This is a genomic window from Roseovarius sp. CAU 1744 (assembly GCF_039839345.1).
GTDB lineage: Bacteria > Pseudomonadota > Alphaproteobacteria > Rhodobacterales > Rhodobacteraceae > Roseovarius.
Genome location: NZ_JBDOQV010000003.1, coordinates 216,545 through 231,875, shown reverse-complemented (window position 1 = coordinate 231,875; position 15,331 = coordinate 216,545). Strand labels below are relative to the sequence as shown.

Below are 15,331 nucleotides of genomic sequence, written 5' to 3'. Positions count from 1 at the left end.
GATATGGGTCTGCCAATCTATGCAACATTCGGCCAGCGCGTCTGGTACTACACTTTCCGGGTCATCTGTGCACTGATCTTCATCTTTCTGATCACGCCCATCCTGGTTGTCCTGCCACTCAGCTTCAACGCCGAGGATTTCTTTACCTTCACGCCGGAAATGCTGCGGTTTGACCCCGAGGGCTATTCGCTGAAGCACTACAAGGATTTCTGGAACAACAACGAATGGCAGCGGAGCTTCAAGAACTCGCTGATCATCGCGCCCATCGCCACGATCATCTCGGTCTCGCTGGGCACGCTTGCGGCCATCGGTCTGTCGCAATCGCATGTGCCGTTCCGCCGGGCGATCATGGCGATCCTGATTTCGCCGATGATCGTACCGCTGATCATCTCGGCCACCGGCATGTTCTTCTTCTACAGCCAGGTCGGCAATTTCCTTGAGGGAACGCTTGGCTTCAACAAGAACTTCGTGGGTTACGTCAAGGTCGTGCTGGCGCACGCCGTGCTGGGCATTCCGTTTGTCATCATCACCGTGACCGCCACGTTGGTGGGCTTTGACCGGTCGCTGACACGCGCGGCGGCCAACATGGGCGCGGATCCGGTGACCACCTTCTTCAAGATCCAGATGCCGCTGATCCTGCCGGGCGTGATTTCCGGCGGCCTCTTTGCCTTTATCACCTCTTTCGACGAGGTGGTGGTGGTGCTGTTCGTCGGCTCGGCCAGTCAGAAAACGCTGCCCTGGCAGATGTTCACCGGATTGCGCGAACAGATCAGCCCGACGATCCTGGCGGTTGCCACGATCCTCGTGGTGATCTCGATCGCGCTTCTGACCACGGTCGAGCTGCTGCGCCGCCGGTCGGAGCGTTTGCGGGGCATCAGGCCAACCTGATCAGCTTTTTGCCCTTACCGTATTACTGAAAAACGGGCGCCCGGCGCACGCGTGTTGCGGTGCGCCCCTCGCGCAGCCCGAAATCGGTTTCACCTGCAAATCGGCAAGACAAGCGGAGGCTGTTTCGGCAGCGACCGTCTCCATTCATTGATGATCGGCTGAAGGGTTCGTTTGGGCCAGAACTTGGGAGAGCGGATTGCCTCGAGGCACGCAGCATTCCAATAGAGCCCAGAGCGCGACAGGGAACGCCCCTTCTGCACCGCCTTTGCAACGGCGTTGATATCACCGGATTCCGGGTAGATGTAGAGCGTCGTCGGATTGTCCTCCACCAGCGCAAGTATCTCCCTGGACGCGGTCTGTGACCAGGTCGTGCAGCCATTGCTGCGGCCGCTGGTGTAATCCACCAGCTTTCCGTAGGGGACATAGCCTTCGTCGTCGGCATGGGGGCTGCCTGGATTTCTGAAGCGGCATTGCCATTTCAGGAACACGGCCGGATGCCCGCCGATGGCCCGCTCTCGGGCATTCTGTGTATCGCCTTCGCCGTCAAACAGCAGGAACGTGCGATAGAACGGCACCCGCTTGCCGGATTGACGATGATAGCCTTTGAAAGACGTTCTTGTTTCCGCCGTCACATAGGCGCCGCCCATGGTCAGTTTCGACCCCTCGGCGTTGCTGAAGTTTCTTGCGCATTGCCGTCCGTTCGAGAAATTCGCGCGTTGCAGTTTTCGGCCGTTGCCATAACCCGACGAAACCGCGCGGAAAGTCTTGCTTGCTTCGCAGATGATGTAGAACCGGCGCCCGGGTTTGCCGACCGACATGCTTGGGCGCGTTGCATCCTTGGCCAAGTAGCACGGGTTTCTGACTTCGCCCCGGCGATACTTCCGCTGGTAAAGCTCACGCGCCCTCTCCAGGACCACCGGGGCGATCTGGCCGTCACCGGTGCCGACATGCTTTTGCAGCCAGGCCGGAATGTTTGTCGACTGTGCCGCCGCGGGTGTCGGCGGCGACCCCGACAATACGGTCATGAACATGACGGCAAAGGCGGGGCGGAGCGCGTTCAACAGCACCGGGCAATTCTCCTGCAAGATTATCCTCGGGCTCAGCATATCACAAATCGCCGGCAAATGGTGAGCATGTTGCAGTGGGCATCCGATCCCGGGGCTGCATTTCTATCTGTCCGGCGGCCGCACCCTTTTGTGAGCGTTGTCGCGCTCCAGGGCACGCGCCTCGCTGCGCGTCAGACGCGCGACGGTTTGCGAGGCCGACAAGCCTTCGCGTTGCGCTCTGTACCATATCCTAGCGCAGGATCGCGGTGACCAAGGCAGCGCCGCGGTTGTCAGCCAGGCGCGAAGCTGCGGCGGAAGAGTGTCCAACAGGCGCATCGGGTCATCCTGGCGCCGCCGGCGTTTCAGGTTCGTAGCCCCGAGATTGCCGTTCATATCTCGAACTCCGGGTCGATGACCGGATCCAGGACAAGGACAAACCGCACCTCATTCGTGCCTTCGATCGGCGGCGAGCGATGGAGAAGACCCGAGGGCGGGTCGCCTGGCCATAATGTCCCGCGCAGGATCATGGGCATTCCTGCCGGGACCGTGAAGACGCGGGCCGGATCGGCGCCGTCCGTCGATATGCCGTATTGCGTTCCGGTGCCGCGATAGGTGCAGATCAGCCGCGCGGTGACTGCATCAATATGGAACTTGCGGCAGGCGTTCGTGGTCACACGCTCAAGCCTCAATCGCAGATAGCGTGCGCTCATCAGTTCCGCGAAGAGACCCGACAGCGTCGCGATGTCGTCGATCAGCATAGCGCATTCCTTGGCCTCCGGCGTACCGGCATTACTGCAAAGGCCGGTCAGCGCCCGGTGCATGTCCTGCGGGCGCAGGATGACCCGGGCCTGTGGCCAGTGTGCCGGGTCCAGTTCGCCGAGAAATGATTGCAGTTCGGGTGCCAACTGGCGGCGCCAGATCGCCGCAGCGCAGCCGGGACTGTGGATGGTGGACAAATCTTCTGCCCTCGCGGCAATCCCGACCCCTGCCGCCGCACCTTCGACAATCTCACGCTGAAAACTCATGCCGCGGCCTCCGCGCGGCGCCAGATCGGGAACGGGTCCGGCAGATCGGGCAGCGCATCGGGCCCGGGCGCGACATGCTCAGGCACAAGCGCGGCGTCGAGGCGTGCCTTCAGCGCGGCCCAGTCGATACCGGCACCGATAAAGACAACCTCCTGACGCCGGTCACCCCAGGGTTCGGACCAGTGATGCGCGATGTAATTCCGTGCGCCATCGTGATCCGGCCATCGTTCCCTGGGGACCGATGCCCACCATGTTCCCATCGGCGTCACGCTGGACAGAGCGCCCGCGAGGGAAAATTCAGCCACCCAATCCGGGCGTGTGGCGATCCAGAAATGCCCCTTGGCCCGGATGACGCCCGGCAGGTCGCCGTTGAGCAGGGCCATGATCTTTTCCGGCTCGAACGGTTGGCGCGCGCGATAGACGAAAGATGCCACACCATATTCCTCGGATTCGGGTACGTGATCGGCAAAGCCATAAAGCTCCTTGGCCCACATCGGATGCTCATGGGCCTTGTCGAAATCGAAAAGGCCCGTGTCCAGAATGGCATCGGCGGGCACATCAGAATGATTGGTTTCGATGATCCGCGCATCGGCGTTCAGGCTGCGGATGATCTTGCGCGCCGCGTCAGCGCGCTCGGGGCCGGCGTCCGCCACCTTGTTGAGGATCACCACATCGGCGAATTCGATCTGGTCGGTCAGCAGATGCACCAGCGTGCGTTCGTCTTCGTCGCCCATCGTCTGGCCACGGTCGTGCAGGAAATCATGGCTGGAATAGTCCTGCAGCAGATTGACCGCATCAACCACCGTCACCATGGTATCCAGCCGCGCCACGTCCGACAGGCTTTGGCCAGCCTCATCGCGGAACTCAAAGGTTGTCGCCACGGGCAACGGTTCGGAGATGCCCGTCGATTCGATCAGCAGATAGTCAAACCGGTTTTCCGATGCCAGCTTGCGTACTTCTGCAAGAAGGTCGTCGCGCAATGTGCAGCAGATGCACCCGTTGGACATTTCGACCAACGTCTCGTCGGTCCGGCTAAGCTCGGTATCGGCCCGGACGAGATCGGCATCGATGTTGACCTCGGACATGTCGTTGACGATGACGGCCACGCGGCGGCCCTCACGGTTGTTCAGAACACGGTTGAGCAGGGTGGTCTTGCCAGCGCCCAGAAAGCCCGAAAGCACGGTCACGGGAAGGCGGTTATCGGTCATGGTAAAGCTACTTTCTTGTTATCGTCGACAGGATATTCGGCGGGTTGGGAGGCGCGCAGCATGTCGAAGCTGCGTTGCAGTTCGGGTCGCGTTAGATCACGCGCAATCACCACGATGCGCGAGCGGGTATCACCGCTGGGCCAGTCCTTGAGCTGCACGGGCGGGTCAAAGATGTGCTGCACGCCATGAAAGACAAAAGGCCGCTCGATCCCCTTGAGGAACACAATCCCCTTCACCCGCAGGATATCAGGCCCCTTCAGCGCAATCAGCGTGTCGAGCCAGAGGTCGAACGGGGCGTCCGGCAAGGGGTGATCCAGCACGATCGACACCGACTGGATGCGCGTGTCATGCGGCGAAGCCGCCGCGGATCCTGACATGGGCGCGAGGCCGGACAGATTGGCCAGCGGATCGGGCTTCGGCGGCGTCAGCCAGGTCAAGGCCTGATAGGCATGTGCGTCGTGCCGCAACCCGCTGAGGCCGAACAGCCGTGGCGCGGGCACATTGCCGTGGTCTGCCAAGACAATGCGCGCGGTCGGATTAAGGCGGCGCAAGCGATCCTGGAATTCTCGCGCTTCGGACTGTGTGACAAGGTCGATCTTGCTGACAACGATCAGGTCCGCCATCGCCACCTGGGAAACGGCCTCGAATTGCGCATCAAGCGTGGCGGGCCCCGCCGCGGCATCCGCCAATGTGACGACACCGTCCATTCGCAGGGCCGCCGCCAGGGCAGGATCGACAAGCAGCGTCTGCAGAATCGGCGCCGGATCGGCAAGGCCGGTTGTCTCGATCACGACACGGTCAAAGGCGACGGCCCCCGTGCCACGCCTTGCCAGCAATTCACCGATGGTTCTGGACAGATCGCCGCGGATGGAACAGCACAGGCAGCCCGATTGCATCAGGACGATGTCCTCGTCCGCGGTTGCGATCAGGTCATGGTCCAGACCCGCCTGGCCGAATTCATTGACCACCACGGCGATGCGACCAGCAGCCCCGTCTTGCAGGATAGAATTCAGCAGGGTCGTCTTGCCCGCCCCGAGAAACCCGGTGAACAGGGTGACGGGAAGGCGCAGGTCTTTGTCGGTCATGGATTCATGCTCCGGGTGGGCAGCAAATGAAATGATATGTTATCACATAACACTTAGAATGTGCAAGACAGCGATTCCGGAATCAACCGCTCAGGCCAGCAGGGTGAGGAAGCTGAATGTCACGATCACGCCACCGCCGACAATGTGAAGGAATGCGGACATCAGCAAGGCGCTGCTTGATTCCGCGCCCTGCCCCAACAATGCGAGGCGGCGGGCCACCGTACCGCCCCCTGCCACGATCAGGTTGAAGGCCGCCGTGCCCAATCCCATGGTGAGAACCGCCAGGCAGCCTGCGGCGAACGCATCGAACCGCGCGGCGATGACCAGCACGAACAGGGCGCCGGTGCAGGGACGAATGGCGATACTGCCCACCAGGGCCGCGGCATCCCGGAAGGTTTCCAGTGACGTGACATCCTGAACCGTTGGGCCATGGGCATGGCCACAGCCGCAGGCGTGGGTTTCGGCCGGTACCGTCAGCCTGCCGAATGACCTTGCGCCGCGCCAGATCAGCAGGGCACCGATGGCGCCGATCGCCGCAATGCTGAGCGGTGCAAGCCAGGTTTCCGTGAGCTCTGCCGTCTCACCCGACCCCATGCGGGCGCCGAACACCAAAGCGCCGACCAGCAGGATCGCCGTCGCGGATTGTGCCAGGCTGGACGCGAGAGTGAGAGTTGCGAGCCGGCGAAAGGTTGCGCCGCTCGCAAAGGCCGCCCCGCCCAGAAGCACCTTGCCGTGGCCCGGTCCGATCGCGTGCACCACGCCGTAGGCTGCCGTGGAAATGCACAGCAGCCACAACGCTCTCGGCTCTCCGTCCCGGATGGCCTGCAGGGCGCGCGCCATCGCATTCTGAAACCCGCGCTGCTGTGCGGCGGCCCATTGTGACACTTCAGCCCACGGTACCAAGGTCCAGATCAGTAAGCCGGCGGCCAGAACGGCGAGGCAGGGTATGATCCAGCCTAGTCGCACGACAGCGCCACTTCGTCGGAAAACAGCCTGCCGACATTGGCCTGCTCTGGCGATTCCTCACGTGACAGGGTGCCAAGGGTAACCAGAAGATCACCGGTAACGGCGTCCGGTTCAAAGGCATAGATCGAGGCCTCGCACGTCTCGGGCAACAGGCCAGGCTCTGCGATCTCAATCACCGTATAGGCATAATAGTAATTGGGGTCATAGATCCTCAGAACGATATCCTTGCCGGGAACAGCGACGGGTTCCGCGAGCGGCAGGTCGAACCGGACGGTAATCCGATCGTCACGGTAATCCGCCTGCGCGCCCACCGGTTTGAGATGCGGATGCACCGTCTCGTTTACCTCCAGGTAGATATCGCCGACATAGTCATCCGCCCATTCGGTTTCGCCGCGCAGGATGGCGGCGTAATCCTCGTTGTCGAGCGCGCCATCCTTGTCACGATCCAGATCAAGCACGTCGAACAGAAAAAGCGTCGTGAAAGGGTCATAGGTCCACGAGATGTGGAGCCCGGTCAGCAGTCCGTCCTCGTTGATGTGAAAGCCTGCCTTGGCATCGACGAAAATATGCGGATGGGCCGATGCCGCCCCCTGGGTGAGCACGAGCGAAATCATCATAAGTGCAGTACGATACCACAAACCAGCCACCCCTCTTCAAAGATGGTGCAAGCTGCCATGACGAGGTGAGCATCACAAGCAATCTGCCAACGTGTCGGCGAGGTTTCGCAGAAGATTTGGATAGAGTCCTGGACCAGGTTCGATCCCGGTGCCAAGCGGGTCAAGTATCGCGGACTTGGCCTGGGTTCCACCCATCACGGTGGCCACGAGATTCGGGTTGAACTGCGGTTCGGACAGCACGCAGGCGATGCCTTCATCGGCGACGCGGCCCTGGATTTCCGCGATGCGTGCCGGGCTTGGGTCCGACGCATCACCAAGCGAGATTGCGCCGGATGCCGGAAAATCGAACGCGGATTCGAAATACTGGTAGGCGTCGTGGAACACGACGAATTTTCCACCCCTGACCGGGTCAAGGGTCGCCTCGATCTCGTCCGACAGCGCCGCCAGTTCTTGGCGGCCTGCGGCGGCATTGGCGTAGTATGTCCCGGCGTTCTCCGGATCAGCGGCGGAAAGGGCAGCGGCGATGGCGTTCAGCCAGACGGCAGCGTTCTGCGGGGAAAGCCAGACGTGGGGATCGTGCTCTGCGTGGTGGTGACCATCGTGTCCGCCGACATGGTCATCGTGGTCGTCATGCTCGTCACCGTGTTCGTCATGGGCGTGCCCGTCATGTTCATCGCCATGGTCCGCTTCGTGGGCATGATCGTCATGTTCGTGACCGTGATTCTCGTCGTGGTCATGTTCGTCATGATCTTCGTGCCCGTGACCGTGATCATGCGACTCGAACAATGCCCCTTCACGGAAGGGCAAACGGGTTACACCATCCGAATCCAGCAACCCGATCACTTCGGCATTGCCTGCCAGAGTTTCGATGGCGTCCTTCATCCACGGGGTCAGATCTTCTCCGACCCAGAACACCAGCCCAGCCTCCTGAAGGGCGCCGGCCTCGGATGGCCGCAAGCTGTATTCATGCGGGCTTGCTCCTTGTGAAATCACCAGGTCCGGTGCGCCCAGCCCATCCATCACGCGCGCCACCAAGGAATGGACCGGGGCGATGTCCGTGGCCACGCGGGGCACGTCCGCAAGCGCTGTGGTACTCAACAACGTTATCGTGGCGCCAATTGCTAACAGCTTTCTGGACATCGAGCTCTCCGTGTGATTTTATAACGTTACACTCCCGATAACTGAAATGCTATAACATGACAAGTCACGGCGCCCACGACACAGGTAAAGCTAGCGATGCGCTCGGATTCGAGCAGCACGACCATGACGCGTGTGTGCAGAAAGGCATGGCCGCGGCCCAGGCGCGCTGTGCCCAGGAAGGATTGCGGTTTACCTCTGTTCGACAGAAAACGCTGGAGATCCTGTTGCAGGAGCATCGTGCGCTTGGCGCCTATGAGGTTCTTGACCGGCTGAGAGAAGACGGGTTCGGATCACAGCCGCCCGTCGCGTATCGTGCGCTGGAATTTCTTGTGGCCAATGGGTTCGTCCACAAGATCGAGCGGTTGAATGCCTTTGTCGCCTGCGCCAACCCGGGCACTTCGCATTCACCGGCCTTCATGATCTGCCGCGAATGTGAATCGGTCGCGGAAACGCAGTCGATGCCCGCGCGCGGCGCATTGGGCGATGCGGCCAGGGACGCGGGATTCGTGATTGAGCGTACGGTCGTCGAGGCCGAAGGCTTGTGTCCCACCTGTGTAGAAAAGGCCGCTCCATGAGCCTGATCTCTGTCGAAAATCTGAGTGTCAGCTACGGAGCGCATCGGGCACTGCATGATGTCAGCCTGGTTGTCGAACCGAACGAGATCGTGACCATCGTCGGCCCGAACGGGTCGGGAAAGACGAGCCTGTTGCGCGCCATCGTCGGCGCGATTCCTGCCGCGCGGGGATCCGTGAACAAGAAACCGGCGTTGCGTGTCGGCTATGTGCCGCAGCGCCTGCACGTGGATCCCACATTGCCGATCACGGTGGCACGATTCCTGCGCCTGCCGCACGGCGTGGATACCGAGGTGCTCAACACGGCGATGGAACGCGCTGGCGTGCCGGATATCGCGTCGCGGCAGATGTCTCAATTGTCAGGCGGGCAGTTGCAGAGGGTTCTGCTGGCCCGCGCCTTGGCCAATCGTCCCGAATTGTTGCTGCTGGACGAGCCGACGCAGGGGTTGGATCAACCCGCCTCAGCCGCCTTCTACCGCCTGATCGAAGATGTGCGCCGCGAAACGGGATGCTCGGTGCTGATGATCAGCCATGAATTGCATGTCGTGATGGCCGCCTCGGACCGGGTCATCTGCCTGAACGGCCATGTCTGCTGTCAGGGCTCGCCCGACATCGTGTCATCGGCGCCGGAATACCGGGCGCTGTTCGGCAGCGGCACCGGTGGTGCCCTGGCGCTTTACCGGCACGAGCACGATCATGCCCACGATGCGACCTGCGATCATGGACATTCCCCCAAAGAGGCCGCCGAGTGATGCTAGACGATTTCATGATGCGCGCGACACTGGCCGGCGTCGGCGTGGCTTTCGCCGCTGCCCCCTTGGGCAGTTTCGTGGTCTGGCGGCGCATGGCGTATTTCGGCGACGCGACCGCTCATGCCGCCATTCTGGGTGTTGCGATCTCTCTGGCCCTGTCGATGTCCATCTTCGTCGGTGCGGTCGCGGTCGCGCTGGTCATGGCCCTCACCGTTTCGGCGCTGTCCGGGCGGGGCTATGCCATGGATACGCTGCTGGGCGTTCTGGCGCATTCCGCGCTGGCATTCGGTCTGGTGGCGGTATCGTTCCTGTCGGGCGTCCGCATTGATCTGATGGCCTATCTGTTCGGGGATATTCTTTCGGTTTCGCGCGGCGACCTGGCGATCATCTGGGGTGGTGCAGCGCTTGTCGTGGGGCTGATCGCGTGGCGGTGGCACGGCTTGCTGACGGCCACCCTTAACGAAGATCTTGCCTATTCCTGCGGGATAGATCCCAGGCGGGAAAAGCTGGTTCTGACACTATCCCTGGCGATCACCGTCGCCGTCGCCATCAAGGTTGTGGGTGTGTTGCTGATCGCGGCCATGCTGATCATTCCCGCGGCAGCGGCACGACCGCTGTCGCGTACACCCGAAGGCATGGCCATGACCGCCGCGGCCATTGGCGCAGCCTCGGTGATCATCGGCCTGAGAACCGCGTATGTTGTCGACACGCCGGCCGGTCCCACGATTGTCTGCGTTGCTGCCCTCTGTTTTGCTGCGGCAAGTATGCTGGGCAGAACCACCCGCCTTGGCTAGATGGCCCGGCGGGCGCCGGACGCCCGCCTAGATTAGTTCCTGCAATCCGACCGATTGCTGCAGCGGGCTTCGCCCTTCGGGATTATTCGCGCACCAGTTTCTCGTAGGCTTCCGAGATTTCGCGCGCCATGTCGCCGACTTCGAACGTATAGTCGCCGATCTGGCCCACCGGGGTGACCTCGGCGGCGGTGCCGGTCAGCCAGCACTGCTCGAACCCTTCCATTTCCTCGGGCATGATGTGGCGCTCATGCACCTTGATCTGGCGGTCCTCCAGCATCCCGATCACGGTCTGGCGGGTCAGCCCGTTGAGAAAGCAATCCGGTTTCGGCGTGTGCACCTCTCCGTCCTTGACGAAGAAGATATTGGCGCCCGTCGCCTCGGCCACGTAGCCGCGGTAATCCATGAACAGTGCATCCGAGCAGCCCTTTTCCTCGGCGGCATGTTTCGAGGTGGTGCAGATCATGTAAAGGCCCGCCGCCTTGGCGTGGACCGGGATGGTTTCAGGGCTGGGGCGTTTCCATTTCGAGATGTCGAGTTTCGCGCCCTTCATCTTGGCGTCCCCGTAATAGGCGCCCCATTCCCAGGCGGCGATGGCCAGATGCACCGGGTTGCGGCGCGAGGCCACGCCCATGTCTTCGCCGGCACCGCGCCAGGCCACCGCGCGGACATAGGCATCTGACAGGCCGTTGGCCTCAAGTACCTCTTTCTTGGCAGCTTCGATTTCATCCACGGTGAAGGGAATCTCGAAATCCAGTTCACTGGCTGAAAAATGCAGACGCTCGGAATGTTCGCGGCTTTTGAAGATCTTGCCGTTATAGGCACGCTCGCCCTCGAACACCGAACTGGCATAATGCATGGCATGGGTCAGGATGTGCGCATTGGCGTCGCGCCAGTCAATCAGCGTGCCATCCATCCAGATCTTTCCGTCACGGTCGTCATAGCCAGCCATTCTTACTCTCCTCTTCCGGCCATCTTTTCATTTGTTGCGCAAACTATGTCCGAAACGGACATAAAGTTACGCTGAAACTGCGATTCGCTACCAGTTTGAACTTGGAATGTCAACAAAGCTGACTTATTATGACACCTGTGCGGGAGATTTGTGAACGGAGTATGCGATGCCCGAAGTGCAAGGTGGCGAGAACCTGCTGTTTCTGACCGATGAACAGCTGCGCCAGGGGATCGAGGCGATGTTCTTTGCCTATCGCGGCTTCACCGCGGACCCGGATCGCATCCTTTCCGGCATGGCCTACGGGCGGGCGCACCACCGGGCGGTTCACTTTATTGCCCGTGCGCCGGGGACAACGGTCAACAATCTGCTAAACATACTCGGGGTGACAAAACAGTCACTGAATCGCGTGTTGCGCACCCTGGTCGAGGATGGCCTGGTGGACAGCCGTGTCGGCAAGAGCGACAAGAGAGAGCGGAATTTGTACCTGACTGACGAGGGGCTGGAGCTGGAACGCAAGCTGAGTGATGCGCAACGGGCGCGAATGCGCGCTGCCTATCGCGCCGCCGGGCCCGAGGCCGTGTCCGGTTTCCGTCAGGTATTGGAGGCAATGATGGACGCGGACATGCGCCGGCAGTATTACCAAATCAGGGATTCCAAGTCATGAGCGATCCGGCGCCGCACCTTCTGATCGTTGACGATGACGAGCGCATCCGCGGATTGCTGCGCAAGTTCCTGGCGCGCCAGGGGTTCCTGGTCTCGGTCGCGCGCGATGCCGCCCATGCGCGGCGCATCCTGTCGGGGCTGGAATTCGACCTGATCGTGATGGATGTGATGATGCCCGGCGAGGATGGTGTTGCCCTGACCCGTAGTCTGCGCGATGGTGAAATTACCACGCCGATCCTGCTGCTGACCGCCAAGGGCGATACGGATGACCGCATCACCGGGCTTGAGGCCGGAGCAGATGATTACCTGCCCAAACCGTTCGAGCCCAAGGAACTGCTGCTCAGGATCAACGCGATCCTCCGGCGGATGCCCACGCCCGAGCCGGAAAATACCGTGCCCAAGGTGCTGCATATGGGGCCGATCCGGTTTGACATCGAACGTTCCGAACTGATGCAGGGTGATCAGGTCGTGCGCCTGACTGCCACCGAGGTTCAGCTGATGCGCATTTTCGTCGAGAACCTGCGCCAGCCGGTCAGCCGCACCAAGCTGGTCGAAGATCTGGGCCGTGACGGCGGGCAGGCGCAGGAGCGCGCGGTGGACGTTCAGATCACCCGTTTGCGCCGCAAGCTGGAGACCGACCCGAAACAGCCGCGCTACCTGCAGACGGTGCGCGGCGAGGGTTACATGCTGGTCCCGGACTGAGGCGGGGTTGTCAAAGGTCACCCCATACCCGGTGCCACCGGGGACCGCGCTGAACGCCTATGCGCAGAAACCGGGCTATTACACCGATTGCTTCGCGGTTGAGGTCGACGGGACCGTCGATTTCGCAGATTATGTAGAGGCCTTCTATACGACGCCGATCTTCAAGGCCGAACGCCTGGTGTTGCGCGTCTTTGCCGGACTGCGGTCAAGCGATCTTGACGCCAGGCAACTGGCCTTGGGCAAGCTTGACCGGTTTGCCGCATGGCAGGTGGCAGAACGATCTGACCGGCAGCTCCTGATGAAAGCGATAGGGCGCACTTCTTCGTGGTTCATGACCCAGGACTGTGGCACGGCGGATGGTCCGAGAACCCGGTTGCTCTTCGGCTCGGTCGTTGCGCCGAAAGGCCCGGACGGCGCGGCGCAGCCGGCAATGGGCCCGCTGTTCACGGCGCTGTTGGGTGCGCATCGTGTCTATTCCCGGCTATTGCTGGCGGCGGCGCGGCGACGCATCCTGAGCTTCAGGCGGTGAAGCGCGTTGCCGACAGGGTAGCGACATAGGACGCGTGATTCACCGGCCGCAATCCGCACCCGCGCAACATGGCGCCGGACGCGGCATTGCTCGCGGCGGCAAATCCCATCACCCGCCCCGCGCCCAGGTCGTCAAGGGCTACTCGGATCAACTCTGCCGTTACCCGCCGCCCCAGCCCGTGGCCGCGCATGTCCGGATCGCAGGTGATCAGTCCCAGCCAGGCGCAATCATGTAGGGGCGAGAACCTGTTTTGCAGCATCCCGACGAATCCCGCGGCGGCGATCTTGTCGCGCTCATCAGCAATCAGGACCGAACGCGTGTTGCAATTGGCTCCGGTCAGGACCGCCGCCGACAGGGGCGAGATGGCGTTATCGACAAAGAAGGACTGCAGAGCTCGGACCGATGTTTGATCAGCTATGCGGCAGCCAAGACCCGCCGGCATCTCATGTGTCAGCAGATCTGTGGCGATCGGACGAAGTGCCGCGCTATCGTTGCAAAACCCGTCCCAGCCGTGGACCGATGCGCCAAGGTCGCGCGTTTCGGATTTGATCCTTTCGAGCCCGTTGCGATCGACCCAGCGAAAGGAAAACACGCCGTCTTCCAGCAGGTGTTCGCGGATGATCTTCCAGCCCAGCCTGTCCGGATCGTCCGAGGCGATGAGCCGCCCGGACAGGCAGGCGCCGGGGGTGTTCATCATCCAGGCTGTCAGCCGGTCGGATTTGCGTTGCAATTTCTGTTGGGCTTCGGTTCCGAAATAACCGCTCAATCTCGTGCTCCCGCAGGTGAACCCCGGAATGACGCTAGCAGATAGAATCCTTGAAGTCTTGCCGCCGCAGGCGTAGATCATCCTCATGACACGGATTTTTGACATGGATGATCGCGCGCGCCTGCCCTGGCGGTTCTTCGGCGCGACGATGACTGTGCTGGCCCGCCTATAGGGCGCGGCAACCCTGTCGATTCCGAACATCATCTAACATATGGGAGAGGGCAAATGTCCCCCAAGACACTCTATGACAAGATCTGGGATGCCCACCTGGCGCATGAAGCCGAGGATGGCACCTGCCTTTTGTATATCGACCGCCACCTCGTGCACGAGGTGACCAGCCCGCAGGCCTTCGAGGGGCTGCGCATGGCGGGTCGCACCGTTCACGCGCCGGACAAGACGATCGCGGTGCCGGACCACAACGTGCCCACCACGCCCGACCGTGTCAAAGGCATCGACAACGAGGAAAGCCGCATCCAGGTCGAGGCGCTGGACCAGAACGCCAAGGATTTCGGCATTCACTATTACCCGGTGAATGATGTCCGTCAGGGCATCGTGCATATTGTCGGCCCGGAACAGGGCTGGACCTTGCCGGGCATGACCGTCGTCTGCGGCGACAGCCACACCGCGACGCACGGGGCATTCGGCGCATTGGCGCACGGGATCGGCACGTCCGAGGTCGAGCATGTGCTGGCCACCCAGACGCTGATCCAGAAGAAATCCAAGAACATGAAGGTCGAGATCACCGGCAAGCTGCGCCCCGGTGTCACCGCCAAGGACATCACCCTGTCCGTGATCGGCGAGACCGGCACCGCCGGCGGCACCGGTTACGTGATCGAATATTGCGGCGAGGCCATTCGCGATCTTTCCATGGAAGGCCGGATGACTGTCTGCAACATGGCGATCGAGGGCGGTGCTCGTGCCGGGCTGATTGCGCCGGATGAAAAGACCTTTGAATACGTCAAGGGCCGCCCGCACGCGCCGCAAGGCGATCAATGGGAGGCCGCGCTGGCCTGGTGGCAAACGCTTTATTCCGATGACGGTGCCCAGTGGGACAAGGTGGTCACCATCAAGGGCGAGGACATCGCGCCGGTCGTGACCTGGGGTACTTCGCCCGAAGACGTCTTGCCGATCACCGCCGCCGTCCCCAGCCCGTCGGATTTCGAGGGCGGCAAGGTCGGTGCGGCACAACGCTCGCTTGATTATATGGGCCTGAAACCGGGCACGCCGCTGAGCGAGGTCGAGATCGACACGGTGTTCATCGGCTCCTGCACAAATGGCCGGATCGAGGATCTGCGTGCTGCTGCCGCAATCCTGAAGGGCAAGAAGATCAAGGACGGGCTGCGCGCGATGGTCGTGCCCGGCTCGGGCCTGGTGCGGGCACAGGCCGAGGAAGAGGGGCTGGCGGACATCTTCAAGGACGCCGGGTTCGAGTGGCGCCTGGCGGGATGTTCCATGTGCCTGGCGATGAACCCCGATCAGTTGAGCCCCGGCGAACGCTGCGCCGCCACCTCGAACCGGAATTTCGAGGGCCGCCAGGGCCGGGGTGGACGCACCCACCTGATGTCACCGGCGATGGCGGCGGCGGCGGCAGTGACCGGCCACCTGACCGACGTGCGCGAGATGATGTGA

Annotated in this window: 18 protein-coding genes; 8 read left to right on the top strand and 10 right to left on the bottom strand. The window is 61.9% G+C overall.

Translation table 11 applies throughout. The features are described from left to right. Window positions 1-3 precede the first annotated feature (3 nt). Window positions 4-888: an ABC transporter permease gene (locus AAFO92_RS07590; RefSeq protein ID WP_347534111.1), complete on the top strand. Its 885-nt coding sequence runs from the start codon at window positions 4-6 to the stop codon at window positions 886-888. A gap of 89 nt (window positions 889-977) precedes the next feature. Here AAFO92_RS07590 and AAFO92_RS07585 read toward each other — a convergent pair whose 3' ends face one another. The 8 genes from AAFO92_RS07585 to AAFO92_RS07550 form a co-directional block, all read right to left on the bottom strand. Beyond that, the gene (locus tag AAFO92_RS07585) at window positions 978-1,973 is read right to left on the bottom strand and encodes a hypothetical protein (protein ID WP_347534110.1); all 996 of its coding nucleotides are present in this window, start codon (window positions 1,971-1,973) and stop codon (window positions 978-980) included. 84 nt (window positions 1,974-2,057) lie between these two features. Next, entirely contained in the window at window positions 2,058-2,327 is a 270-nt protein-coding gene (locus tag AAFO92_RS07580; protein ID WP_347534109.1) for a DUF6525 family protein, read from the bottom strand. Beyond that, a complete protein-coding gene (locus tag AAFO92_RS07575) occupies window positions 2,324-2,959 on the bottom strand; it encodes a DUF1826 domain-containing protein (protein ID WP_347534108.1) in 636 nt (211 codons plus the stop codon). The genes AAFO92_RS07580 and AAFO92_RS07575 overlap by 4 nt, the downstream gene beginning before the upstream one ends. Further along, the gene (locus tag AAFO92_RS07570; protein ID WP_347534107.1) at window positions 2,956-4,167 is read right to left on the bottom strand and encodes a GTP-binding protein; all 1,212 of its coding nucleotides are present in this window, start codon (window positions 4,165-4,167) and stop codon (window positions 2,956-2,958) included. The genes AAFO92_RS07575 and AAFO92_RS07570 overlap by 4 nt, the downstream gene beginning before the upstream one ends. Beyond that, window positions 4,164-5,252 (bottom strand): GTP-binding protein, encoded by a 1,089-nt coding sequence (locus AAFO92_RS07565; protein ID WP_347534106.1) that lies wholly within the window; start codon window positions 5,250-5,252, stop codon window positions 4,164-4,166. Before AAFO92_RS07565 ends, AAFO92_RS07570 begins: the two co-directional genes overlap by 4 nt. 90 nt (window positions 5,253-5,342) lie before the next feature. Continuing rightward, a complete protein-coding gene (locus AAFO92_RS07560; protein WP_347534105.1) occupies window positions 5,343-6,155 on the bottom strand; it encodes a hypothetical protein in 813 nt (270 codons plus the stop codon). Between the two features lie 53 nt (window positions 6,156-6,208). After that, window positions 6,209-6,835: a DUF1007 family protein gene (locus AAFO92_RS07555; protein ID WP_347534104.1), complete on the bottom strand. Its 627-nt coding sequence runs from the start codon at window positions 6,833-6,835 to the stop codon at window positions 6,209-6,211. 72 nt (window positions 6,836-6,907) lie between these two features. Then, window positions 6,908-7,975: a zinc ABC transporter substrate-binding protein gene (locus AAFO92_RS07550; RefSeq protein ID WP_347534103.1), complete on the bottom strand. Its 1,068-nt coding sequence runs from the start codon at window positions 7,973-7,975 to the stop codon at window positions 6,908-6,910. Between the two features lie 56 nt (window positions 7,976-8,031). On the opposite strand from AAFO92_RS07550, the gene AAFO92_RS07545 reads away from it, so the two are divergent. Genes AAFO92_RS07545 through AAFO92_RS07535 form a run of 3 tightly spaced genes read left to right on the top strand, consistent with a single transcriptional unit; the run spans window position 8,032 to window position 10,093 of the window. Next, complete coding sequence (locus AAFO92_RS07545) at window positions 8,032-8,550, top strand: transcriptional repressor (protein ID WP_347534102.1); 519 nt, start codon at window positions 8,032-8,034, stop codon at window positions 8,548-8,550. Continuing rightward, window positions 8,547-9,299: a metal ABC transporter ATP-binding protein gene (locus tag AAFO92_RS07540; RefSeq protein WP_347534101.1), complete on the top strand. Its 753-nt coding sequence runs from the start codon at window positions 8,547-8,549 to the stop codon at window positions 9,297-9,299. The genes AAFO92_RS07545 and AAFO92_RS07540 overlap by 4 nt, the downstream gene beginning before the upstream one ends. Next, on the top strand, window positions 9,299-10,093 hold the full coding sequence (locus tag AAFO92_RS07535; protein ID WP_347534332.1) for a metal ABC transporter permease: 795 nt from the start codon (window positions 9,299-9,301) through the stop codon (window positions 10,091-10,093). The genes AAFO92_RS07540 and AAFO92_RS07535 overlap by 1 nt, the downstream gene beginning before the upstream one ends. 82 nt (window positions 10,094-10,175) lie before the next feature. Here AAFO92_RS07535 and AAFO92_RS07530 read toward each other — a convergent pair whose 3' ends face one another. Beyond that, entirely contained in the window at window positions 10,176-11,042 is an 867-nt protein-coding gene (locus tag AAFO92_RS07530) for a branched-chain amino acid aminotransferase (protein WP_347534100.1), read from the bottom strand. 166 nt (window positions 11,043-11,208) lie between these two features. Between AAFO92_RS07530 and AAFO92_RS07525 the strand changes: the two genes are divergently transcribed. From AAFO92_RS07525 to AAFO92_RS07515, 3 genes are read left to right on the top strand one after another with little or no spacing between them, the layout of a single operon-like run. Then, entirely contained in the window at window positions 11,209-11,706 is a 498-nt protein-coding gene (locus AAFO92_RS07525) for a MarR family transcriptional regulator (protein ID WP_347534099.1), read from the top strand. Then, the gene (locus AAFO92_RS07520) at window positions 11,703-12,407 is read left to right on the top strand and encodes a response regulator (RefSeq protein ID WP_347534098.1); all 705 of its coding nucleotides are present in this window, start codon (window positions 11,703-11,705) and stop codon (window positions 12,405-12,407) included. The genes AAFO92_RS07525 and AAFO92_RS07520 overlap by 4 nt, the downstream gene beginning before the upstream one ends. A gap of 7 nt (window positions 12,408-12,414) precedes the next feature. Further along, on the top strand, window positions 12,415-12,936 hold the full coding sequence (locus AAFO92_RS07515; RefSeq protein ID WP_347534097.1) for a hypothetical protein: 522 nt from the start codon (window positions 12,415-12,417) through the stop codon (window positions 12,934-12,936). Here the strand turns inward: AAFO92_RS07515 and AAFO92_RS07510 are convergent. Continuing rightward, window positions 12,926-13,702 (bottom strand): GNAT family N-acetyltransferase, encoded by a 777-nt coding sequence (locus AAFO92_RS07510; RefSeq protein ID WP_347534096.1) that lies wholly within the window; start codon window positions 13,700-13,702, stop codon window positions 12,926-12,928. The two genes, AAFO92_RS07515 and AAFO92_RS07510, sit on opposite strands and share 11 nt — an antisense overlap. A gap of 225 nt (window positions 13,703-13,927) precedes the next feature. Between AAFO92_RS07510 and leuC the strand changes: the two genes are divergently transcribed. Further along, window positions 13,928-15,331 (top strand): 3-isopropylmalate dehydratase large subunit, encoded by a 1,404-nt coding sequence (leuC, locus tag AAFO92_RS07505; protein ID WP_347534095.1) that lies wholly within the window; start codon window positions 13,928-13,930, stop codon window positions 15,329-15,331.